Genomic DNA, 24,427 nt, shown 5'->3' on the forward strand with positions numbered 1-24,427 from the left:
ATTGAATATTGCTTTTTTTGTTTTGGGGAGATATGGTTTATTTGTGAACTACAAAACTATCAATGATAGCATCTGTTTCCTCTTTTTTAGCACCTGGTTTTAAATCGAATAATAACGAATATAAACGTTTTCTATTTACTTTATCCTCAAGAGTTAGGTCTTTATTTTGTGCAAATACAGTGTCCCATTTATCTCTTACGTTTTTCCAAATAGTCTTGTTTTCTCCCCACCATTTTTGAGCTGCTATACATTTTGAATCTGCTACCTTAGTGTAACTGTCGAAACCTTTTTCCTGAGCAAGAATAATATCTTTTCCGTTTTCAGTACGTATAAGTTTGTCGTTGTCTTGTTCGTGATTCCATCCGGTTGTCGTTATTTCATGAATATTTCTTCTCTTTAATACATTATAATCATTTCTCTTTGTAATCTCTCTTCTAGGTAAGGGTGCATCTGCAACATTCATCCAGTATTTTTTACCGTCAACATGCGTCCAAGTTGCTGTTCCTTCATATCGTGGGCTATCATCTACCTGAAAGACCTTTTGTGTCCATTGTCCTTTAACATCCTTTTTTGCCAGTTTGATGTATTTCCAATTATTATCTTGATTATAGGTATACAAATCGGTGTTTTCATATAGCCAATCTTGCCTCCAATGTTTGATAATTATAGCATCACTTACAATCAATAAATGTTGCAACATAATCTTGTTTGGGCTGTCTTCAACTAATTCAACCCATTCTAAAGCGCTTTCGTGTTTTGTTTTTGAAGGGATGTATACCGCAGTATCTTTTGCGTATTGAAATGTTTCGGCAAAGTTGAATTTGACTTCATAGCAACCACACATTGATTTAATCGCTTTGATGTCTTCTTTTTTATTTGCTTGACAGAATCCTGAGATACTTGTAATTATCATTAAGGCAGATAGATAGGTTTTTTTTGTAATCATAATATTTTTTAAACGTTAACTAATTTTTGACAAATGTATTAAATTTATTTAGAATAAATAAAAATAAGTATACATTTGCAAAGATTATTAAGACTAAATTATAATAATGAAACTCACAATATTCCTTTTTATCACTACTACTTTTTTCCTAAATGGTTTGGCTCAAGCTACTGCTGACAAAAAATTAACGGAACTAGCAGAGGTTGTTGTTACAGGACAGCTTGAGCCACAATCTATAAGCAAGTCCGTTTTTAATGTTCGATTGATTACCAGTAGCGACATTCAAAACTTAGCTGCAAATAATCTAGCAGATGTTTTGAATCAGTATTTAAATATAAGTGTTAGACCTAGTGGTAATGACGGACGTTCTACTGTTTCTTTATTTGGCTTGGATGCTCAGTATTTCAAGATTTTGGTTGATAATGTACCCCTTGTAAGCGAAACGGGATTAGGAAACAACACTGATTTGTCACAAATTAATTTGGATGATGTAGCGCAGATCGAAATTATTGAAGGTTCTATGGGAGTCACTCATGGCGCTAATGCAGTAAGCGGTGTTTTAAATATTATTACTAAAAAATCTTCTAAGACCAAGTGGAGCATCGTCTCTACAATTCAGGAAGAATCCGTAGGAAGTGAATTTGCACTTTTTGATAAAGGCCGTCATATTCAATCTTTGCGTGTGTCTCATTCTATAGATAAAAATTGGTTTGTTTCATTGGGAGCGAATCGGAATGATTTTCAAGGTTATTTAGATTTGAGAAAAGGAAAAAATTATGCCGAGAATGATTCTTTTAGAGGATATCAGTGGTTGCCAAAAGTACAATTGAATACAACTGCACTGGTTTCGTTTCATAAAAACGATTTTAGAATGTTTTATAAATTCGAATTTCTAGATGAGAATGTGGATTTCTATAACAGTACCATTCAGTCAGGTTATAATTCGATCTTGGGATCGTATCGTTATGCTTTGGACAAAAGGTACTTGACCAATAGGTATTTTCATAATCTAAATGTTACGGGCAAAATAGCTTCTGGCTTAAACTACAACGTTTCTATTTCTCATCAAAAACAACAACGAAATATTGAAGATTTTAGGTATTATTTGGCTACACAAAATGAAACGAATAATGCAATTGAAAAAGATCAAGCTATGGAAGTTTTGTATTCTACAGGAACAATAAGTAATTTTTTTCCAAACAGTATTGCTAATCTTCAATTAGGGTATGAGTTTTCAAATAATCTGGGTTTTTCTCTGGTACAAGAGGAAAACAATATAGAAGTTCCGATAAGCAAACGACTTAAAAACTATGATGCCTTTGCTGTTTCAGAGATTAAAGCAACGGAAAGATTTTCATTTCGTCCAGGTTTTAGGTACTCGATGCAGTCACAGTTTGATAATCAGTACGCGACATCATTGGGGTTGCGGTATTTGTTTGATAGAGGGATTGAAGTTCGTGGCTCAGTAGGGAACTCTTTCCGCACACCTGCTTTTGAAGAGTTGTATTCCAAACAGATTTTTGACGGACACCATTTTACGGGTAATGAAAATTTGATTCCAGAAACTAGTAGTTCTTATGAAATGAGTTTCAAGAAAACCACAGTTACTCCTTCGGGTTCAGAAATCAGTACTACTGTTACGACAAGTTTTCTAGATGTAAAAGATCGGATAGATATGGCTTTGGTTCGATTCAATCTTGAAACCGGTAATCCAGAATACGAATACATCAATATTAACAAGTATCAAATGTGGAATATATCCTCGATGAATCAATTTAGAAAAGAAAATTGGGCGTTTAATATGGGTGCTTCATTAATAGGAGTGTCTCAGCAGATAGATAACCAGGTTTTTGTGTCTGATGATTCCTTTTTATACTCATTTAATTTAAATGCCAATATTTCGTATGGTATACCTAAATGGAAAACATTCCTAGCTGCTTATTATAAGTACAATGGACGTACACAACGGTTTGTAGCGGGTAGTTCTCAATATGTTCTCTCAGAGTTGGATGCAAGCAATTGGTTGGATGCCACTATTCGAAAAGAATTTTTTGTTAGTAAAATCAATGCTACCATTGGTGTTAGAAACCTTTTTGATATTACTAATAGCAATCAAACCACAGCAAATGAAAGCGGTGGGCATGCTTCGCCAACTCAAATTATGTTGGCCTACGGACGTTCTTATTTTGTAAAACTCACGTACAATCTTAATTTTTAATTTAATATAAATACAATGAAAAAATCTTTATTATTTTTATCTTTTGCGCTTTTATTCCTGAATTCTTGTTCTTCTGATGATACTACTTCTACTGATACAATCGCTGTTGTAGTTCCCTCAGAAGGTGCTGTTTTACAACCAGCCATCGGGGGTCCTAATCAACCCAATCAAGTGTATGTTGACTTGAGCACTGGCAAATTTGAAACGGTTAATAGAGCGTCTTGGGATTTCGGTTTTTCAAGTGGAACAGATTATAGAGTGATACTAAACGGAGCCCTTAAAATGGCGGTTAAGAAACTGGAAACTTCGGATATGACGTTGGTACAAACTATTGACACAAATGTGGCAGTAGGAGCAGGAACGACCCTGGCTAGTAATGGTTATGTTGACAATCCTACGGGGATATTGACTGGAGATGGAGCGGGATTAGGAACGGCGATTGCTGAAATTTCAGCAACAGATGCAGACAACAAAGTATATTTGGTTAATCTAGGATATGCCATTTCTACAGAAGTGCCAAGTGTGGGGTCTGTGAGTATTGATGGAGCAAGTAGAGGGTGGAAAAAAGTTAGAATTTTAAGAAGTGGTTCGGGCTATAAAATTCAATATGCTGATCTAGCTTCTACAACTTTTACAGAGAAAGCTATAGCAAAGGACATGGACTTTAATTTTACGTTTTTCAGTTTATCAGCTGCCAAAGCAGTTTTAGTACAACCTGAGAAGACTAATTGGGATCTAAATTTCACACCTTTTACAAATTATTTAAATTTTGGCACCGAAGTAACTTATGGATACTCTGATTTTATTGTGTCCAATAGAATGGGCGGAACACAATTGTATCAAGTTCTTGTCGCTGATGGGGGAACGTATAGCGCATTTACAAAGGCAAATGTTGTGGATGCAAATTTTAGTGCATCAACATTAGATCAACGAATGATTGGTGCCAATTGGAGAAACGGTGGAGGACCTAGCTCTTTACCAAGTATTAAAACGGATCGTTTTTATGTGGTGAAAGATGCTTTAGGAAATTTCTATAAACTAAATTTTCTAGCAATGACCGACGATACGGGAGTTAGAGGGAATGTAACTTTTGAATATGCTCTTTTGAAATAAAGATAGTTTTGGTTTTTTATTTTTTTTTGAATGGAGGCTGTCTGATTTTTTAGATGGCCTTTTTTGATTGTTAGTACGACGTCGAGCTACTTTTTTTAAAACCTCACGGGCACTGGTGGTGTTTTGATGATAATCTCTATGGGAGTGTGTGTGAGAATACAATAGTACACGCATAAAAAAGGCCACCGTAGAATTTTCTACAGCGGCCTTTGATTATTTTTTTTTGAATCTAAAACAATCCGTTTAACTCAGCGTCAATGCGGTTTATAATATTTCCTAAATCTTCAGGATTGTCTACAAAGTTCATGTTGTCTACGTCAATGATCAGCAATTTTCCGCGATCGTAAGTGTGTACCCAAGCCTCGTAACGCTCATTAAGTCGGCTTAAATAATCGATTGATATAGTTGATTCATATTCACGACCTCTTTTGTGAATTTGTCCCACGAGGTTTGGAATCGAACTACGGAGGTATATTAATAAATCGGGTGCTTTTACTGTTGACTCCATTAACTCAAAGAGCGAGGAATAATTATCAAAATCACGATGCGTCATTAAACCCATAGAAAAAAGGTTGGGTGCAAAAATATGCGCATCCTCATAAATGGTTCTATCCTGAATTACTTTTTTCCCGCTTTCGCGAATTTGAATTATTTGGCGGAAACGACTGTTTAAGAAATAGATCTGTAAGTTGAAAGACCAACGCTCCATTTGATGGTAAAAATCATCTAAGTAAGGATTGTCCACAACGTCTTCATAATGGGGTTCCCATTTGAAGTGTTTGGATAGTAATTGTGTTAATGTGGTTTTTCCTGAACCTATATTTCCTGCTACTGCTATGTGCATTACGGTATTATGATTTTATAATTTGTAATTCCTTCTTTGGTAAAAATAGATAAAATTTGGTCTTTGTAACTGCATTTTTCAAACGACTTTTCCACAATTTCTATTTCATATTTTTTATTTCGATTATTGTCTAGAATACAAATTAGATGGTCTTTAGAATAAATTATTTCTCTCTCATCAATAAATGTTATCCAATCATTTTCGGGTATTTTAAATAAAGTTGTGATTTTTCCAAAAAGATTGCACATGAAAGCCTCGTTATTGTCGTCTATCCAATAGAAGTGATTAAAATCAGTTTGGTAATACTGCATTGTATCTGGAAACGGTGTCGAAATCGTTCTGTATGTATTGTTGAGGTAGTTGTAAAGTCCTATTTGTTGGTTTAGGTTATTGTATATCCATAATTGATTTTGAGCTGCGATACCAGTTGCTTTAACATTGATGGGCGTTTCAGATTGAAAGAAAAGAATGCGTTGTGTTTCACTAAGTTGATTGTCGAGAAGAATTATAGCATTGAAGTCTTGGTAAAAAAGAACAATTTTAAGAGGGTTTTTGAGATCGATGGTAGTTAAATTGCCTAGAGAAACATTTTTATATTCCCACTTTTCTCTGTCTTTAATTTTGTAGAGTACTTCTTTGTCAATAAAGTAATTATAGCCATATGAATCTTGCTCGATATAATTTTTAGATTGGTTGGGTATAAAATTGATTTTGGTAGCTGCAATTTTTGAATTTTGAGCTTGAATCGTAGAAAAGATAAATAGTAAATAGAGAAAAGCATTTTTCATAGTGCTGCAAATTACAAAAAAATCTGTTTTGTCTTGACGAAATGAATTTTGTTTGCCTAGCTGGTTTCACAACTTATAAATATTTACACTCCAGTGCGATATTTTGATTTCTGTGCAGTCAATAAAATATATAGGTTTATCTATTTCGAACTTTCGAAAGTAGCCAGAAGCAAATATAAGGGAGGATTATAATTTTGAATATTTAAAAAATAATATAAAAACATATAGAATGATTAATAGAAAAAGTGTTTTAGTGGTGTTGGGGTTTGCCATGAGTCTGTCTGTTCAAGCTCAAGAGTTTCAAGGAATGGCGGTTTACCAATCAAAAACGAGTTCGGCTGAAATGAAAGAACGTTTTAAAAACGATAAAAACATGACACCTGATAGACAAAAGCAAATGGAAGATCGAATGAAATCGATGTTTGAAAAAACATTCATACTTAGCTTCGACAAATCGGCTTCCATTTATAAAGAAGAAGAGAAGCTAGAAACGCCAGGTCAAGGAAGTGATGGTCGTATGAAGATGATGAGTTCAATGATGGGATCTGGCGGTACTTTTTACAAAAATGTAAAGGAGAAAACCTATACGGTAGACAAAGAATTCATGGGAAAAGCTTTTTTGGTCAAAGATTCTTTGGCGAGTCTGGCTTGGAAAATGGAAGGCGAAACTAGGGTGATCGGTGGATATAACTGTTTTAAAGCGACTGCCGTCGTAGCGATGAATGAAACAAGTATAGGGAATTTTGGACCTCGACCTGAAGGTGAGAAATTAAAAGAAGAGGGTGAATACAAGAAAACTAATTTGCTTGCGAGCGTTAAGGTGCCTACAGAACACGTAGTAACTGCTTGGTATACTCCTGAAATTCCTGTAAACCAAGGTCCTGATAAATATTGGGGACTACCCGGTCTTATATTGGAAATTAATGATGGTAAAACTGTTATTTTATGTTCTAAAATAGTTTTGAATCCAAAAGAAAAGGTAGTTATTAAAGCAGCTAATTCTGGTAAAGTTATAGGCCAAAAAGATTATGATGAAACCGTAGAAAAAAAGATGAAAGAGTATCGTGAAAGTAACCCCAGATCAGGCGGAGGACCAGGTGGTGACAGAGGTGGACGTTAATCAAGTAACAGTATTATCTTTTAAAATCTAATTTATGAAAAACTCTTTAGCGCTAGCTTTCTTTTTGATTTCGATAATTGCCTCTTCACAGTCGCTTAAAATGGAAGGTGTTATTACAGACTCCAATGGTCATTCGTTGGAAATGGCCAACGTGATGGCAATCAACCTCAACACCAATGCAATGGATTCGTATGCAATTACTAATGATAAGGGAAAGTATTCATTGTTCCTTAAGGCGAGTACTTCTTACAGCATCAGTATAAGCTATCTCGGAATGAGAAGTAAGATAATTGAGATCGTTACGGCGCAAGAAAATATAAGTCGTTCTATTTCACTCGAGGAAGGTGGAATCGAACTTGATGGAGTTGAGATCGTTCGTGAAATGCCCGTATCGATAAAAGGCGATACAATTGTTTATAATGCCGATTCTTTCAAGTCGGGTACAGAACGTAAGTTAGAGGACATCTTAAAAAAGCTACCAGGTGTTGAAGTGAATTCTGATGGGGAAGTTGAGGTAGAGGGTAAGAAAGTAAGTAAATTGATGGTAGAAGGAAAAGACTTTTTTGATGGCGATACCAAATTAGGAATTCAGAATATTCCAGCTGATGCTATTGATAAAATACAGGTACTGCGTAATTTTAACGAGGTAGGTGCGTTAAAAGGTGTTGAAAATAATGAGGAAAGTGTTGCTATGAACATCAAGCTTAAGTCGGGTAAAAAAAACTTTTGGTTTGGAGATGTTACTGCAGGTGCTGGAGTAGCTCACGAAGAAAGTCGCTATCTTATAAACCCAAAATTATTTTATTACAGCCCAAAATACAGTATTAATCTTATTACCAATTTTAATAATATTGGAGAGTTACCCCTAACCATTCAGGATTACTTTAAGTTCACGGGAGGTTTTAGGGGTGTATCGAAAAAAGGAGGTAGTAGTTTTGATGTTTCTTCAAATGATTTGGGAATTTCATTACTGCGAAATAACAGAGCCAAAGATATTGAAACAAATTTTGGAGCTACTAATTTTTCTTATACGGTAAATAAAGCATGGGTTATTAGCGGTTTTGGAATTTTGACCTCCTCAAATACTGATTTGGAAACAAGTACACAGACTACTATTTTGGGTTCTGGTGACCAACAGAATAATCAAGAGTCGGCAGCTCTAAAGACAAATTTTGGATTATTTAAATTAAGTTCAAGTTATAAGCCTAATGATAAATTACAATTTGACTATGATGTGCTTACCAAGGTTTCAAAACAAGATGAACTATCTACTCTAAATAGAGAATCGATTGTAAATTCTATAAGTGTGACCGAGGACATTTATACGACAAAAAAGCAAGATCCGGTGTCTGTTAATCAGAACTTGAATTTGTATTATACAAAAAATGACAAAAATATTTTTGCGTTTGAAGCGCAGCATTTGTACCAAGACGAAAATCCTTTTTACAATGCCAATTTGCAAACACAACCTTTTAGTCTAACAGATTATGTTTCAGGTCAAAATAGAAATGATATAAATCAAGATCGTTATGTTAAGACAAATAAACTAGATGCTAAACTAGACTACTATTATATGTTAAGTAAGACGAGTAATATTAATGTGACCTTGGGAGAGACATATTCGAGTCAGAACTTTAACTCTCATATTTTTCAGATTCTAGATGATGCTTCCATAAATGATCTGAATGACATCGAGAACAATAATCAAGTTAAATATAATTTTAATGATACCTATTTAGGCTTGCATTATAAAATACTGACAGGTAAATTTACTTTTAACCCTGGAGTAAGTCTTCATCGTTATGATATGACCAATGCACAATTGGGTAGTGATTACCAACAAAATTTCTTTCGAGTATTACCTGATTTCTTTGCGCTCTTTCAAATTAAAAAATCGCAAACATTGAGTTATAATTATTCATTGACGAATAGTTTTACAGATATTAATAAACTGGCTGAAGGCTATGTCTTTTCAAATTACAGTAGCCTTTCTAGTGGAAATAGAATGCTAGAAAATGCTACGTCTCAAGTGCATTCACTGCGATATTTTAAATATAATATGTACAATTTTGAAAACATATTTGCCAATGCTTCTTACACTAAGAAAATAGATGCAGTAAAAACGAGTTCCGTTTATACAGGTGTGAATCAAACTACTTCACCATATAATTCAAATTTGGCAGACGAGACATTGTCTGGTTCTGGTAGCTATGGTCGTTCTTTTTTAAAGAATTATAAAGCAAGCTTCAATACGAGCATCAATTGGTCTAAGTTTAATAACATACAAAATAGTGTTCAAGCAACTACCGAAAGTTTGACACAGAGTTACACAATCAAAGCTTCAACCAATTACAAGAATCTTCCAAATTTGGAAGCAGGTTATAATTATGTGATTAACGAATATAGTGGTACCACTTTTTATACAGATAAACCGTTTTTAAAATTAGATTACTATTTTTTAAATGCATTTTCTTTTGTGTCGGAATATGAATTTTATAATTATCGAAATGATACACGAACTATCGAGAACCAATATGACTTTTTAAGTGCCAGTATGATTTACCAAAAGAAAAATTCAAAAATGGAGTACAAGATTGCAGCTACTAATATTTTGAATACAAAGTCTTTGAATGACAATAGCTTTTCTCAATTTGCTACATCAAACTCTCAGTATACTGTACAACCTAGATATGTGATTTTTTCGATGAAATATAATTTATAAGTTCTGCTGCTTTAAGTTTTAGTATTTATTCAGATTTTTGTGATTAAAACATAATCTCAAAAATGAAAATACTACTTTTGGCGCACAAAATTATTTTACCCACATTTTAACTATTTTAAAATTATGAAAAAAGTCGCTCTTTTATTAGCCATACTGGCTTTTAGTTTTGCAAACGCACAAGCACCGCTTGAGGAAGGTGGTCTACAATTAAATGCCGGATTGGGTTCGTCAGGTTGGGGAACACCTATTTATGTTGGTTTGGATTACGGTATTGCTCCCAATTTTACTATTGGTGGTGAGTTGTCTTATCAATCATTTACGGAGAGATATGTGGGATTAGAAGTTAAAAATAATGTCATCGGAATCCAAGCGAATGGGAATTATCATTTTAATGAAGTTCTAAATATTTCTAGCGAATGGGATTTTTATGCTGGTGCAAATTTGAATTACTATAGTTGGTCATCAAAATTAAATGATGCTAAATATGATTATAATGGAGCTGATAACTTTGGATTAGGATTGCAAATAGGTGGTCGTTACTTTTTTTCAGACAGGTTTGGAGTTAATTTGCAGCTTGGTGGTGGAAACGTTACAAGCGGCGGGAAAATCGGAATTACCTATATTTTATAATTATAGATTAGTTTTTGCAATAAAAGAGTCGCTTCTAATTAGAAACCACTCTTTTGCTTAGTAGTATGTTAATCTCCTAAAAATGTAATCAAGGTATCTTTACGAAAGTTAAATGGCTTATTTGTATTTTCGGAGATGAAAATATAGTGAGATTTAATTGTAATAAAATAAGATGAATGCAATATTTGATAACAATTTCACGTTTTGAATACCATATCATGAAGTATCTGAAATTGTGAATTTTTAATAGTTAAATTGCGTTCTTTACAGCAGATAAATCTTATTTTTGCAGAATAAATCTTATTTAAATTTTATAATTATGAAAAAAATTGCTTTAGTATTCGCATTATTTACTTTTGCATTATCCAATGCACAAGCTCCTTTGGAAGAAGGTGGTTTACAACTTAATCTTGGTGTAGGTACTTCTGGATGGGGAACTCCCGTTTATGCTGGTCTTGATTATGGTATTGCTAGGAATTTCACTCTTGGAGGAGAGTTGTCTTATCAATCTTATAACACATCTGGATACAAGAACAGTATTTTAGGTATTCAAGCCAATGGTAACTACCACTTCAACGAAATATTGAACATTCCAAGTGAATGGGATCTTTATGGAGGAGCTAGTTTAAGTTATTACAATTGGTCATCAAAGTTTGATGGAGAAAGTGTAGATTATAGTGGAGCAGATGATATTGGAATTGGACTGCAAGTGGGTGGTCGTTATTTCTTTACAGATAAACTGGCAATCAATCTTCAGCTAGGTGGAAGTAGTGCTTTGAGCGGTGGTAAACTAGGGATTACATTGAAATTGTAAATTAAGCAATTTTTTATATATAAAAGGAGTCGTTTCAAACTTGAAACGACTCCTTTTTTTTGCATTTAAATCTAAACTGCAGTTATTTTACTTTTAAAAGAATATTTGCTGTATACCAGTTTAGTTTTATTTTATCACCAACAAATTCGCCGTTTAGGGATTCATATTTTAACAAAATATCATAACGACCTGTTGTGATCTGCTGTTTTATGATTTGATTATTATTGTTTAGTAACTTTTTATTTTTAGTAACAAAATCATTAATGCGTATCGGTATGATTTCGTCATTAATTATCAATTCCATTCCATATTCTGTTTTGTTGTAATTGATGGAGTATGGTATATCATTCAATGATATACAGTTCTCACATTTTGACTGATAATTATCATTTATTTCGAAAGAGAAATCATATCCTTGGATTTTTTCGACTTCGATTCCATTGTGTGAGTAATAGTTATAGGTAAAATATTTATTGTCCTCTTCATCTACTGTATATGTTCCATGATAGGTAAATCCTAAAGTTTCTACAATTGTAGAGTCGTAAGGATCTTTGTCTTTTTTATATAATTGGACTAATTTAGCAGAATAAGGTAGTAAAGCTTCTACTCCGTAATTGTCTCTAATAAAATGTACAATACTGCTTAAATCTCTTTCCTGCTCAATTGTTAACTCGGCTTTTGTGTTACTTACGTAGTTTTTAAATCGATTCAATTGGCTCCACTTGGATATTGAATTGGCACTTTGTGGTCCAATTATAGTTAGAAATGCAATTATACTCATAGAGATGGGGATAAATTTTATCTGCGCACTTTTACTAATGATAAAGTAAGCCGTTACTATCGTGAGCCATAATGATAATGCTAAAACATAGTAACGCTCGTGAGTTACTCCATAAAGATTGATACGGTATAAAATTGCCCAAAATAACAGTCCTAAAAGTGGTGCTAGCAAATAGTAAAACCACTTATAAAATTTTTGCATCCAAAGATTATCTTGATTATTTGCAATGGGATGAATTAGTAATAAAGATAGTATACCAAAAATTGCAAATACCAAGATGAGGTTGGATACCCAGCCAACAGGTAAAGAGAATAATGCAATAATCTTAATTTCGTAAGACAGTAATATGACTAGGTAAATATTAATCAAAGGTATTAGTACAAATTGTGTGAATTTCTTTAAAGCTAATGGGTATTTTAATGATAGCTCTTCATTATTAGTTTCTGGAACTCCAGCAAGAAAAAATATCGTATTAAATATTCCGAATACGAAGTAAAATAGATGAAGGTAAATGGAGTTATAGTATTCAATTCCAAATAAATTTTGCGTCGCCAACAAGGCAAATGAAAGTCCAGCATATATAAAAATACTGTAAAGTGAAGAAGTTAATATTCGAAGAAAAAGCTGTTTATTAAATTCCCAGAAAGCAGCTTCATTGTACTTTTTATTGATGAATGGCGCAAAAGACACTAATAAATGTAAAGTCAAGCTAAGTGCTACAAACTGAAAAGCTTCAAAAGTTTTAATGGAATCTGCAAACTGAAAAATAAAAGCAAACGTCAAGCCACTCGATACCAAACTGCTGGTAAACCGTAAGATATTATTTTTTGTATCTCTTAAAAAATAAAGACTAATTGATAAAAATAAAACTAGGCATAAAGAACAGCTCATTATAATTTTCACGAAGATACGTTGCGTATCTCGATCGTTTTCTTCGATTGCATAAATTGCAAAGAATGTACCAACGATTGCAGCAAGAATTTCCAGCGGAAACCTTAAAATTGTTTTTTGAGTTTCATTGACGATCTTCTGGAAAGAAGGAAATGTAGCCATAGTTTAATTTTTGTACTAAGTAACAAAAAAATAACTTGTATAAAAAAAGGGTTGTCTCTAGAGACAACCCTTTTGTAATTATTACAACTTAGAATTACAATCCAAAAGCTGCTTTTACTTGATCAACAAAGTCTAGTTTTTCCCAAGTAAACAATTCTACTTCCACAGTTTTTGTCAAACCACCTGGAGCTGAGAATGTTTTAGAAACTGTTTCTGGCGTACGTCCCATGTGTCCGTATGCAGCAGTTTCGCTGTAAATTGGATTTCTTAATTTCAAACGTTGCTCAATAAAGTACGGACGCATATCAAAGATAGCTTCAACTTTCTTCGCAATTTCTCCATCAGTTAAGTTAACTTTTGATTTACCATAAGTTTCAATAAAGATTCCCATAGGTTTTGCTACTCCAATAGCATAGGATACTTGTACCAATATTTCATCGGCAACACCAGCAGCTACTAAGTTTTTTGCAATATGACGTGTTGCATAAGCAGCACTTCTATCTACTTTACTTGGATCTTTACCAGAGAAAGCACCACCACCGTGAGCACCTTTACCACCATAAGTATCAACGATAATTTTTCTACCAGTTAAACCAGTGTCTCCGTGAGGACCTCCAATCACAAATTTACCCGTTGGGTTAATGTGGTATTGAATTTTATCATTAAACAAATGTGCAATTTTAGGGTTTTTTGCAATGATTCTAGGAATCAATATTTCAACAATATCTTTTTTGATTTTTGCAAGCATTGCTTGTTCTTCATCAAAATCATCATGCTGCGTAGAGATTACAATTGCTTCAATACGTACAGGAACATTATCATCGCTGTATTCCAAAGTCACTTGTGATTTAGCATCGGGACGTAAATAAGGAATCTCCTTGTTTTCGCGTCTTAGGATAGCCAATTCTTTTAGTAAACTATGTGATAAGTCTAATGCCAATGGCATATAGTTTTCAGTTTCGTTTGTAGCGTAACCAAACATCATTCCTTGGTCACCTGCACCTTGCTCTTCTGGGCTAGAACGGTCAACACCTTGGTTAATGTCTGCCGATTGCTCGTGAATAGCCGATAGGATACCACAAGAATCTGCTTCAAACATATATTCGCTCTTTGTGTAACCAATTCTCTTAATTACATCACGTGCAATTTGTTGAACATCAAGATAGGTATTCGATTTTACTTCACCAGCAAGAATCACCTGACCAGTAGTAACAAGAGTCTCACAAGCTACTTTTGAGTCAGCATCAAATGCTAAAAAGTTATCAATTAATGCGTCTGAAATTTGGTCTGCAATCTTATCTGGATGTCCTTCGCTCACAGATTCTGACGTAAATAAATAAGCCATAATATATAATTTTTTAAAATTAAGCGAGGAAAAATAATTGCAAAAACGGACTAAAGGAGAGTATCTGCTTTAGCATTTTTTCTACCAAAAATTTATTTGGCACTCACAATGAACAAGGTTCATTATGAAGAGGTTGCAATCAGTTCAAATTTTTCCTCTGTATTTTGAGGTGCAAAGGTATGAAACGATTTTGGATTGCAAATTATTCTTAACTTATTTTTTAAATTAAAAACTTTTACATTTTATACTTTCCCTCGAAGTATTAAGATGCCACCTTCCTCAAAATGAGTTGTAATTTTTAAATAGTATATGTATTAGAGTGCAGGTAATCTAGAGTAGGTTGCCAAAATAAACAGAGCAAAATTAGTTCCCTAAACTAAGTTATTCATAAGTCAAAAAGCCAGTTGAAACGATATTGTCGCCAACTGACTTTAAGATTTTAAAACTTATGTTATTTTTATTGGGTGTTGAGAATTTACTCATTTATCACGATTAGCATACCCCACTTTTGCCATCTGTAGCCAGCGCGGCATATCTCCAAACCAATCCATTTTTACTATCGTATTTTTCGATGATACCATCTTCAAATAATTCGGTCATAATCAAGTTGGTGTCTTCTGCTGTTCGATTGGTTATAAATGCAAATTCCGATTCGGTCATGTTGTTAAAACGTTCAAACAGTTGCTCAGGACTAAGATTGATACTTTTGCTAGTAACATTAGGTAAAAACTCTCTTATAGTAGCTTCAAATTTTTCATAAGACTGTAAACCAGATAAAGTTGCTTTGATTTCGCCTTCGATAGAAAATAAGATTGTTGGAAAAGCAGTTACATTTAATTCTTCCGCATAATCAAGATCTTCATGAAAAAGTCCTAAACCTTTTCCTTGAATGTCTTTTAAGAGCAGAGCTGAGTCTAGCCCGCAGGTTAATGCCGCTTTTTCAATTACGGGCCACTTACTAATATTCTTTTTTTCTATAAATATTTTTTCTTGAAGACGTCTCAAAAAGGAAATAGCTTTATCATTACTCTGAATTTGTGCTGCTTTAAAAGCAATTGACGGCGGGTAGGAGGAATCCAAAGGATCGTCGGTCCATATATCACCGTCTAGTGGAGTATTGTGATGCTTACTCACTTCTTCCCAGTGTTTGGCGGCATCGGCTGGATTTTTTATCACTCCTCGCTCGTAGTTGTCCCATGATGGTAGTAAGCCACCCATGAGATAATGTATGTCAAGATAGGCGCCGTATTCCAATTTTAGTTTCCTTAATACAGGTTGAATAACCCAACAAGTAGAGCAGATTGGATCTGTGAAATAAGTAATTTTAAGTGGCTTATGCTCCTCAGATTCTTTTTTGTCTTTGTCGCTTACTAGAGGTAGAATGTACCCTCTTTCACTATGCTCTTCGGGATTCAAGAATATCTGTTTTAATAAACGTCCTTGTTCCAAATGATTTGTAAGATCGGCATAACGTTTTTGGTAAAAAGTTTCAAAAGCGGTTGTAATTGATTTAGAAGTTACTAGTGCTTTTGTGAGTGTCTGGGCATCAAGAAGTGCATTGGTGGTTCCTGCACTTGTAAACGGTACAGCGAGATGTGCTGCATCACCAATCAAAACTACATTTTCTTTGTGAAAAGAGGGAAGGGTATCAAAATCCCTTGTTTTCCAAATGTAGGTGGTGCTAAAATCATTGGCGTCTAGTACTTCACCCACCTCATCTGGAAATTCTTTCAGCAGGTCATAACAAAAATCACGTAGTGCTTCGGGACTTTTGCCTTCATCTCCATTAGCAAGATTTACATCATATTGCATAAACCAAACCGATTCTTCACAAGAAGCAGGGATATATCCAAATGCCAAACCTTTGACCTTACTTTGATATTTTTGAAAAATAACTTTCTCAGGATCATTTATAGCTCTTTTTTTCGAAATTCCGACAATTTCGTTGACCTCTACAGGAGTAAAAGCTACTTTTCCAAAAAGAGCTTGTCTTACTGTAGAATTGCTGCCATCAGCACCAATAAAAATGTCACCATATTCTATTTCGCCATTGGCAAAGACTGCAGCTGTAGCTTTATTATTTTCGTATAAAAAATGAGAAAAAACACGTCCCATCTTTAACTTATCTTTTGAGAAAAAAGAGTACAAATAAGTGATAAGGTCAACACGTTTCATGCAGTGCCAGCCGTCCAATTTAATTCGAATATCTTCATCGCCGTCTGGTCTTTTCAAGCTAAACAAATTGACATTTTGTTTGTGGAGTGAACAATTCTGCTCTTTTGAAAATGCTGATAAGATCGATAAACCATCGGCGCTCATTAAGAAAGCATGACCTTGATTAAGCATACCCGGAGAACGCTCATTAATGACAACCTCCCAATTTTCTTTTCGAAGTAAAAGTGCCATAGTCATACCGGCTATTCCACCTCCTATAATTACCGCCTTCATTTTATAACAGTTTTAATTCTGTTCATCGCCTCCATAATTACTTCTTCCGAGCTGGCAAAACTCATTCGTATATGGCCTTCGGCACCTTCTCCAAACCACTGTTTGAGTCCTGGTACTACTGCCACTTTTGCCTCTTTCAGCAAGAGTTCATAAATTTCTTGACTCGTCTTGTTTGTCTTTGTAATATTGGTAAATGCTACATAACAACCTTCTGGCGCCACGCAATTAAAACCAGGAATACTATTTAACTCGGTCACAATTAATGAGCGGATTTTTGTGAGGTGCGTGACAAAATTATCTAGGTAATATCCACATTCGTTCAATGCTGCAGTAGCAGCAACTTGTGATAAAACGGTTGCGCCATGCACAGTAGAATTATGCAAAGAAACATCCATTAGTAAATTAAAGTGATTTTGATTGTGTGCTATGACAGCTCCTATGCGCAAACCTGCAAGTCCGTAAGATTTACTAAAACCAGTAATAGTTATAGTTTGATTTCGAATTTGTTCATTAATCGAAGCGATGCTCGTAAATACGGCAGGTTTAAAAATGATATCACTCCATATTTCGTCAGAAAGGATAATTAGATTGTATTTGCAGGCAATCTCTCCAAGTTTTGTGAGTTCACCTTTAGTAAATACTTTTCCAGTTGGATTGAGCGGATTACACAAACAAATCATTTTGGTGCGTTTGGTAATTAATTTTTCCAATTCTGTAAAATCAAGGTCGTGTGTTCCGGCTGGTATAGCAAACGGAATCGCTTTTCCGCCTACATTTTCTATCGAATATCGAAATAAAAAATCAACAGGATCAAATATTATAGCTTCATCACCAATAGATAAGAAAGCTTTGCAAGTCAAATAAATTCCAAAAGCGGCACTATCGACAGGAAATGCAAATTCTGGCTGAACAGGAACATTGCGACGTTCTTGAAAATAGGTTGCAATACTCTCCTTAAACTCCGGAAGTCCTTCTGGAGGTGTATAGCAAAAGTAGCGGTCCTTGGCAAATTTAGAGATCGCCTCGGCAATTTCAGGAGCACTTTTAAAGTCAGGATCTGCGGCAGTTAACGGTATGACGCCTTGGGGAACAGTGGCCCATCTTAAATTATAGGCTCGTTTTTTAAGTAAATCAAAATCGATTGAATTGTTTTGAAACATTGTTTTAGGTAGGTTTGAGATTTTTAGACGCTTTGAAAGATCAATTACGCTTCTCAAAAATAAAGGTTTTTTATCAATTATTGTATGTCTAGAAGCTATTTCTCTGCTGTAAATGCAAGCAAAATTAGTCTTTAATGTATTTTATCTCAATTATTTAGTGTTACGCTTTCTTTAAATGTTTTTGGGCGTGCCAACTGTGTTCAAATGAGCCATAAAGTTTGAGTAGATGAGCTCATTTAAACACAGTTGTCGTGTTATACGCTACAAGTCCTCAACCTGTTCCACTCACGTTTCACAGGTCTGCGGGCTTTTTACTGCTACCACTCACGCAGCCTTGGGAAAATAATAGCATTTTCTTCTATACTATTAATTCCGTAATATCTTAATTTTTCAAATTTAGGACATAGAATTTATAGAAAAATCATGTTATTAGGTATTGTAAAAAGAGAATCATTTTATGATATTTGTACAATGCAGCATTCGATAAACAATCACGTCAAAAAGCACATCAGTGCAACAGAGAATGATTTGGTACTATTCAATAATGTGCTTAATGAAGTTACTATTGCAAAAGGTGCCTATTTGCTTCAGCCCGGCCATCATGTCACAGAGGAATTTTTTGTAGTCAAAGGATGTTTGAAAGCTTATTACATGGATAATCGAGGCAATAAGCACATCATACAATTTGCTGTTGAAAATTGGTGGGTAGGAGATTTTGATGCTTTCTACAATGAGGGTACGTCGAGCATTTATATTGAAGCTGTTGAAGATTCTCAATTACTTTCGATAGAAAGTAGTAAGCTAAATAAGGTTTTTGAAAAAGCGCCTATTTTTGAACGTTATTTTCGAATTTTAGTAACCGAAGCTTTTATATCACAGCGCAAGCGCATTCTGTCTGCGCAAGAAAAAAATACGCAAGAACGTTATGTCGAGTTCTGTACTTCCTATTCGAATATAGAAAACAGAGTTGCTAACTACGATATTGCCAATTACCTCGGGGTATCTCCAGAAAATTTAAGTAGGGTTAGGCAAAAGTTAAAGATCTCCTAATTGATCCATATCAATTAATTTCCTTTTTAGATTTTTTAATTTTGTAAGTATAGCAATTTATAAAAATAAGAACATGAGCAAAGAAAATTTATTGACACCATATAACAGCGATAACCTTAATTTAAAAAACAGAGTTGTTATGGCACCGATGACCCGTAGTAGAGCGGCAAATGAAGGAAACGTAGCAACAGATGAATTTCAAGGATTATATTATGAGCAAAGAGCATCTGGTGGATTATTAATTACAGAAGGTTCGCAAGTTTCAGCGGAGGCAGTAGGATACATCAATACTCCAGGGATTTATACAGATGAACAAGTTGAAGGTTGGAAAAAAGTAACCAAGCGTGTGCACGATAAGGGAGGTAAGATTTTTATTCAGTTATGGCATGTTGGTCGTGTTTCTCACCCTGACTTTCATAATGGTGCTTTACCAGTTTCGGCTTCTGCGATTAATCCAAATGCGAAGTCATTTACCTATGAAGGTTTCAAAGACACGGTAACTCCAAAAGAATTGACAATTGAAGATATCAAAAGAACGGTAAAAGATTTTCAAAAAGCAGGTCAAAATGCAATTGAAGCAGGTTTTGACGGAGTTGAAATTCACTCTTCAAATGGTTATTTGTTTCAACAATTCTTCAATGGTTGCTCAAATACGAGAACAGATGAGTACGGAGGAAGTATAGAAAACAGAGCGCGATTCTTCTTTGAGGTTTTGGATGCTATGAAAGAAGTTATTCCACAAGAAAAAATTGGGGCACGTTTTAATCCATCTTGTCATGGTTTATTTGGGATGGAAGTTGATGAGCAAACAATTCCCACTTTCGAATATATCATCAAAAAATTAAACGATTACAATCTGGCTTACGTTCACTTATCAGAACCTTTTACAGACGTATCTGAAGTTCCTTTTGCAGTGACCGAAATTGCCAAACATTTCCGTCCATTGTATAATGGAACGCTTATGATTAATACTGCATTCGATAAAGAAAAAGGAGATAAAGTTATCGCCGATGGTCTAGCCGATTTGGTAGCTTTTGGAAAACCATATATTTCTAACCCAGATTTAGTTGGCCGTTTCGAGCAAGATTTAGAAATTGCTACTTGGGATGAAAACACATTCTATACTGCAGGGAAAGAAGGTTATACTGATTACCCAGCCATTTCTAAATAATTAAATATAGAGTAAATTAGATTTTATTAGTTTCAGTTTTATTGGTTGTACCATTAACTGTTTCGTTAATACTCTCATTTGCTCTTTCCTGATCCTCAGAGTCTGCATCTAGGCCTGCATCATTAGCGTTTTCCTGCGGGGAAAACGCTAATGATGTATATAGAGGAAAGTGATCTGAACCAATAGATGGTAATCGCTTGATAGCGTGTAAAGTAAAGTGCTTACTATGAAATACATGATCCATCGGCCATCTTGATAAAGGAAATTGTACATGGAAAGTATTAAACATTCCGCGTCCTATTCTAGGATCTAATAGGCCACTAATTTTACGGAAGAGTCTTGTCGTGGAAGACCAAGCTACATCATTCAAATCTCCTGTCACTACCACTGGTTCGTCGGTTTTGGAAACTGTCTTAGCTACCAAAATCAATTCTGCATCACGTTCAGTAGATTCTTCATTTTCAGTCGGACTCGGCGGAGCAGGATGAAGAAAATGTGCACGAATTTTTTCTCCTGATCGCAATTCGATTGTTACATGTATGGAGGGCACATCATTTTCGATTAAAAATGATATAGTTCCGTCATGTAAAGGTAATCTTGAATATAAGTGCATGCCGTAAAGATTGTCGAGAGGACATTTTATAGTGTGGGGCATTTGTTTTTCTAGAACCTCAAGTTGATTTTCCCACCACAAATCGGTTTCAGAAGTTATGAGTATATCGGGTCGGTACTCTTGTACCAAAGAAATTAGGGCTTCAGCATTTTTATTAGGAGTAAGTACATTTGAGGTGATAAAGCTAATTTGGTTATTTTTATCAGGTTCCTTACAGGACTTGACTTCTTTTGACCACAGAATTGTATAAGGTAAGATCCACCATAATTGATATAAGAGGCAAAAGCCAGTAACGGAGATCATAATTAAAGTTTCCGCTTTTTCTACATCAGAGAAAATAAAAAGACACGCTAACAAAGCCAATGCGAAAATCATAATTTGTAGACGTGGGAAATCCATACTTCTTATGATCCAGTGCTTGTTTTTTGATAAGGGCAAAAGTGTAACAAGTACCGTGAGGATTGTACAAATTAATAGTGTAATTGACATAATTGGCTTAATATTCTTGTAAGTTCCGCTCTCTTTTTTAAAATAGAAATCTTGAAAGGAAAAATTGCGATTGCTATTTGCGATTGGATTTAATTCTTTTAGATGCAAGATACAATATATTACTATTGCTTTTTTAGATGAAGCTTTCAAAATCTTATTGATATATATAAAGCAGAACTGTCGCAGAAAAAAGGTTTGATACTTTATAGTAATAGGAGTAATTTGAAATTATCTTTCTAAATGTTAATAAATCAAAAAATGATTAGGAAAATTGGAATTAGTTTAGGAAATTTGGTTTTCAAATGATAAAAAATGAATTCTACTCAATTTACAATGTGCATGACCAAACGGAAATTTTTCTGGAGTCTTACTATTGCTTAAACTGAGTTACATTGATATAGCAAAGCCTCCCGAGAAATTGGAAGGCTTTTTTTTTGAACTTTTACTAATCATAAATAAATACACAATGAGCACTTTGAAATTTGAAACCAATGCACTTCACGCCGGACACGATGTAACAAAACATGCAGGAACACGAGCGGTGCCTATTTATCAAACATCCTCGTATGTTTTTAATAATTCAGAACATGCAGCAAATTTGTTCGGTTTGGCAGAGGCAGGTTTTATTTACACACGTTTAAATAATCCAACCAATGATATTCTGGAGCAGCGCTTAGCGGCATTAGAAGGCGGAATTGCAGCTGTAGTAACTGCATCTGGTACAGCGGCGATTGCAACGTCTTTGTTGACAATTCTAAAAACAGGTGATCATATTGTAGCATCTAGTAGTTTATATGGTGGAACCTTTAATTTATTAAGTTCTACTTTACCTAGATTAGGAATTACAACCACTTTTGTAGATCCTTCTGATGCAGCAAATTTTGAAAATGCAGCGAATGAGAATACCAAAGTGATTTTTGTCGAAAGTCTTGGAAATCCAAAATTGGATGTTTTAGACTTAAAAGCTATTGCAGTTGTAGCCAAAAAATTGAAAGTACCTTTTATGGTTGATAATACAGTGCCTTCGCCTGCGTTATTAAATCCTATTGCACATGGAGCAAATATTGTAATCCATTCGCTAACAAAATACATTTGCGGAAACGGAACCTCATTAGGTGGTGCTGTTATTGATGCTGGTACTTTTGACTGGAGTAGTGGTCGTTTTCCAGAATTTACAGAGCCAAATGCAGGTTATCATGGTTTAGTTTATCACGATGCTCTGGGTGCAGCGGCTTTTATTGCTAAAGTTCGAATAGAAGGATTACGTGATTTCGGAGCAGCTTTAAGTCCGTTGAATGCATTTCAGATAATTCAAGGTTTAGAAACATTATCTGTGCGTGTACAACGACATAGTGAAAATGGTCTTGCAATAGCGCAATGGTTGGAAGAACAAGAACAAGTTGCTTGGGTAAATTATCCTGGCTTAAAATCAAGTAAATATTATGACTTGGCTCAAGAATACCTGCCAAATGGGCAAAATGGTTTATTAACCTTCGGTTTAAAAGGAGGATTTGAAGCTGCTAAAAAAGTAGCAGATGAAACTAAATTATTCTCCTTGCTAGCAAATATCGGAGATACAAAATCACTGATCATTCACCCATCAAGTACAACGCACCAACAATTATCAGAAGAGAATCAATTAACATCGGGTGTCTCAAAAGATTTAATCAGACTTTCTGTTGGACTTGAAAATGTAGAAGACTTAAAAGCTGATTTAAAAGCAGTTTTCGAAACTTTATAACATAGAGGTTGAATAAAAAATAAGTTTGCAATTGGATAAATTTGAGAATTAACTATTTACCAAAAATGGAATCTATCAAAAAGGTGTTGAAACGTTTTTTATACAAAAGTGTTCAATACCTTTTTTCTCTTTAAGTGCGTTATAACTTCAATGAATCTGACTCGTCCAAAAGGCAAATTAAAGATCTAATATTCACCTTAAATTAAAACTGGCTTAACATATAAATTTGATTTTGAATGTATCTTTGAGCTGTCAAATCAATCGGAGTGGAATAGAGAAATTTTAAAAGGAATTTGAAGAAAAAGCTCTTATATGATTTGTTTTTTAATGATGATAATAAAATTTGATAGTTTTTATACAATTAACTGTTAATTAGTGTGATTGAGGTTAAATTTCTTTAAAAAAATAGTTGACAACTGAGATTATTTTATATCTTTGTGGAACAAAAATAAAACAAAAATGAAATTCATTACTTGTAAGAAATCGATGGTCCAATTTAAGACAAACCGCAGGAGTGCGATTGCATAATTATATAGTCAAGTAAGATTAAAATATAGCAAAAGCCTCCTGAGAAATCAGGAGGCTTTTTTGTTTAAAAAGCAATTATTATAATTCAATTAAAATACCATGGTTATAATTACAATTAAAAAATTTAAGATGGAATCGGTTGCTGTGTTTTGTACACAGAAACCTGCCTGTTGATACCCAAAAGAAACGTTTATAATTATAGTAAACCCTTTTGGCATCAAACCCAAAAGGGTTTTTTTGTATAAAAAATGGAAAGAATAACAAACAACAATAGAAACAATCATTAAATAAAGTAACACAAGTAAAAACAATCATTATGAGAACAAGAAGAATCATCACAGGAGCAATCAATTTATTAAGGGGCAGGAGAGGTAGCCGTGTAGAAGCTGGAACAACTGAAGAGTTAACGAATACTAGATTTGGAATCACAGCAGGAGCCAAATTCAAAAACCAAAAAAATGTGGTAGACACATTATTATTAATGTACTCTAAGGAAAATGAAACACTATTTATATAATAAGTCTTTTGAAAAATTAGAATGTAACGCAAGTGTTCTCTGAGTGATTTTGTTCAGTTGGTACTTGCGTTTCTGTTTATACGGCTCTTAGGTTTGAAATCTCGTAGAGCAAAATTTGTTTGTTTAAAAAAATAATAGTTTCTTTGCATATTAAATGTTCATAAACGTATTGAAATGTTATAAAGAAAGGACGAGGGATTAGACCCGATGAAGCCTTAGCAACCCTTCGATTCATCGAAGAAGGTGCTGCATTCTACCACAAACTCTGTGGAATGATAACAACGCAAACTCTGCTAGTTTATGCAACTCTTTCTTTCCCTTATAATATTTCCATAA

The 24,427-nt window shown here is 34.2% G+C and carries 18 protein-coding genes and 1 riboswitch; of the genes, 10 read left to right on the forward strand and 8 right to left on the reverse strand.

Translation table 11 applies throughout. The features are described from left to right. Positions 1–37: 37 nt before the first annotated feature. Positions 38–946, reverse strand: coding sequence for a DUF6607 family protein (locus tag LXH21_RS16935; RefSeq protein ID WP_239868746.1), 909 nt, complete (start codon positions 944–946; stop codon positions 38–40). A gap of 106 nt (positions 947–1,052) precedes the next feature. On the opposite strand from LXH21_RS16935, the gene LXH21_RS16940 reads away from it, so the two are divergent. Both LXH21_RS16940 and LXH21_RS16945 read left to right on the forward strand, forming a co-directional pair. Then, positions 1,053–3,164, forward strand: a complete 2,112-nt coding sequence (locus tag LXH21_RS16940) for a TonB-dependent receptor plug domain-containing protein (protein WP_239868748.1) — start codon at positions 1,053–1,055, stop codon at positions 3,162–3,164. A 15-nt stretch (positions 3,165–3,179) separates the two neighbouring features. After that, positions 3,180–4,277 (forward strand): HmuY family protein, encoded by a 1,098-nt coding sequence (locus tag LXH21_RS16945; RefSeq protein WP_239868751.1) that lies wholly within the window; start codon positions 3,180–3,182, stop codon positions 4,275–4,277. A 229-nt stretch (positions 4,278–4,506) separates the two neighbouring features. On the opposite strand, the gene LXH21_RS16950 is transcribed toward LXH21_RS16945, so the two are convergent. Together LXH21_RS16950 and LXH21_RS16955 are read right to left on the reverse strand one after the other, a co-directional pair. Further along, positions 4,507–5,121: a deoxynucleoside kinase gene (locus tag LXH21_RS16950; protein WP_239868753.1), complete on the reverse strand. Its 615-nt coding sequence runs from the start codon at positions 5,119–5,121 to the stop codon at positions 4,507–4,509. After that, positions 5,121–5,909, reverse strand: a complete 789-nt coding sequence (locus LXH21_RS16955) for a hypothetical protein (RefSeq protein ID WP_239868755.1) — start codon at positions 5,907–5,909, stop codon at positions 5,121–5,123. The genes LXH21_RS16950 and LXH21_RS16955 overlap by 1 nt, the downstream gene beginning before the upstream one ends. Positions 5,910–6,138: 229 nt before the next feature. On the opposite strand from LXH21_RS16955, the gene LXH21_RS16960 reads away from it, so the two are divergent. From LXH21_RS16960 to LXH21_RS16975, 4 genes are all read left to right on the forward strand, one after another. Continuing rightward, positions 6,139–7,029, forward strand: a complete 891-nt coding sequence (locus tag LXH21_RS16960; RefSeq protein WP_239868757.1) for a GLPGLI family protein — start codon at positions 6,139–6,141, stop codon at positions 7,027–7,029. 34 nt (positions 7,030–7,063) lie between these two features. After that, entirely contained in the window at positions 7,064–9,751 is a 2,688-nt protein-coding gene (locus LXH21_RS16965; protein WP_239868759.1) for a TonB-dependent receptor, read from the forward strand. A 123-nt stretch (positions 9,752–9,874) separates the two neighbouring features. Continuing rightward, entirely contained in the window at positions 9,875–10,381 is a 507-nt protein-coding gene (locus LXH21_RS16970; protein WP_239868761.1) for an outer membrane beta-barrel protein, read from the forward strand. A gap of 319 nt (positions 10,382–10,700) precedes the next feature. Further along, on the forward strand, positions 10,701–11,195 hold the full coding sequence (locus LXH21_RS16975; RefSeq protein WP_239868763.1) for an outer membrane beta-barrel protein: 495 nt from the start codon (positions 10,701–10,703) through the stop codon (positions 11,193–11,195). Between the two features lie 82 nt (positions 11,196–11,277). Here LXH21_RS16975 and LXH21_RS16980 read toward each other — a convergent pair whose 3' ends face one another. The 4 genes from LXH21_RS16980 to LXH21_RS16995 form a co-directional block, all read right to left on the reverse strand. After that, the gene (locus tag LXH21_RS16980) at positions 11,278–13,029 is read right to left on the reverse strand and encodes a DUF4153 domain-containing protein (protein WP_239868765.1); all 1,752 of its coding nucleotides are present in this window, start codon (positions 13,027–13,029) and stop codon (positions 11,278–11,280) included. A gap of 94 nt (positions 13,030–13,123) precedes the next feature. Next, positions 13,124–14,374 (reverse strand): methionine adenosyltransferase, encoded by a 1,251-nt coding sequence (gene metK / locus LXH21_RS16985; protein WP_239868767.1) that lies wholly within the window; start codon positions 14,372–14,374, stop codon positions 13,124–13,126. A 492-nt stretch (positions 14,375–14,866) separates the two neighbouring features. After that, the gene (locus LXH21_RS16990; protein ID WP_239868770.1) at positions 14,867–16,822 is read right to left on the reverse strand and encodes a DsbA family protein; all 1,956 of its coding nucleotides are present in this window, start codon (positions 16,820–16,822) and stop codon (positions 14,867–14,869) included. After that, positions 16,819–17,982: a pyridoxal phosphate-dependent aminotransferase gene (locus tag LXH21_RS16995; RefSeq protein WP_239868772.1), complete on the reverse strand. Its 1,164-nt coding sequence runs from the start codon at positions 17,980–17,982 to the stop codon at positions 16,819–16,821. The genes LXH21_RS16990 and LXH21_RS16995 overlap by 4 nt, the downstream gene beginning before the upstream one ends. Before the next feature lie 423 nt (positions 17,983–18,405). Between LXH21_RS16995 and LXH21_RS17000 the strand changes: the two genes are divergently transcribed. Together LXH21_RS17000 and LXH21_RS17005 are read left to right on the forward strand one after the other, a co-directional pair. Beyond that, entirely contained in the window at positions 18,406–19,032 is a 627-nt protein-coding gene (locus LXH21_RS17000; protein WP_239868774.1) for a Crp/Fnr family transcriptional regulator, read from the forward strand. A 73-nt stretch (positions 19,033–19,105) separates the two neighbouring features. Continuing rightward, positions 19,106–20,203, forward strand: coding sequence for an alkene reductase (locus LXH21_RS17005; protein ID WP_239868776.1), 1,098 nt, complete (start codon positions 19,106–19,108; stop codon positions 20,201–20,203). Positions 20,204–20,219: 16 nt separating this feature from the next. Here LXH21_RS17005 and LXH21_RS17010 read toward each other — a convergent pair whose 3' ends face one another. Then, on the reverse strand, positions 20,220–21,305 hold the full coding sequence (locus LXH21_RS17010) for an endonuclease/exonuclease/phosphatase family protein (RefSeq protein ID WP_239868778.1): 1,086 nt from the start codon (positions 21,303–21,305) through the stop codon (positions 20,220–20,222). A gap of 466 nt (positions 21,306–21,771) precedes the next feature. Here LXH21_RS17010 and LXH21_RS17015 point away from each other — a divergent pair, with 466 nt between their 5' ends. Beyond that, positions 21,772–23,046: an O-acetylhomoserine aminocarboxypropyltransferase/cysteine synthase family protein gene (locus LXH21_RS17015; RefSeq protein WP_239868780.1), complete on the forward strand. Its 1,275-nt coding sequence runs from the start codon at positions 21,772–21,774 to the stop codon at positions 23,044–23,046. Positions 23,047–23,890: 844 nt separating this feature from the next. Next, the gene (locus LXH21_RS17020; RefSeq protein ID WP_239868782.1) at positions 23,891–24,091 is read left to right on the forward strand and encodes a hypothetical protein; all 201 of its coding nucleotides are present in this window, start codon (positions 23,891–23,893) and stop codon (positions 24,089–24,091) included. Positions 24,092–24,265: 174 nt separating this feature from the next. Next, positions 24,266–24,373, forward strand: a riboswitch (SAM riboswitch). The last annotated feature ends 54 nt before the right edge of the window (positions 24,374–24,427 follow it).

Origin of the sequence: Flavobacterium algicola (genome assembly GCF_022399565.1) — a bacterium.
GTDB lineage: Bacteria > Bacteroidota > Bacteroidia > Flavobacteriales > Flavobacteriaceae > Flavobacterium > Flavobacterium algicola.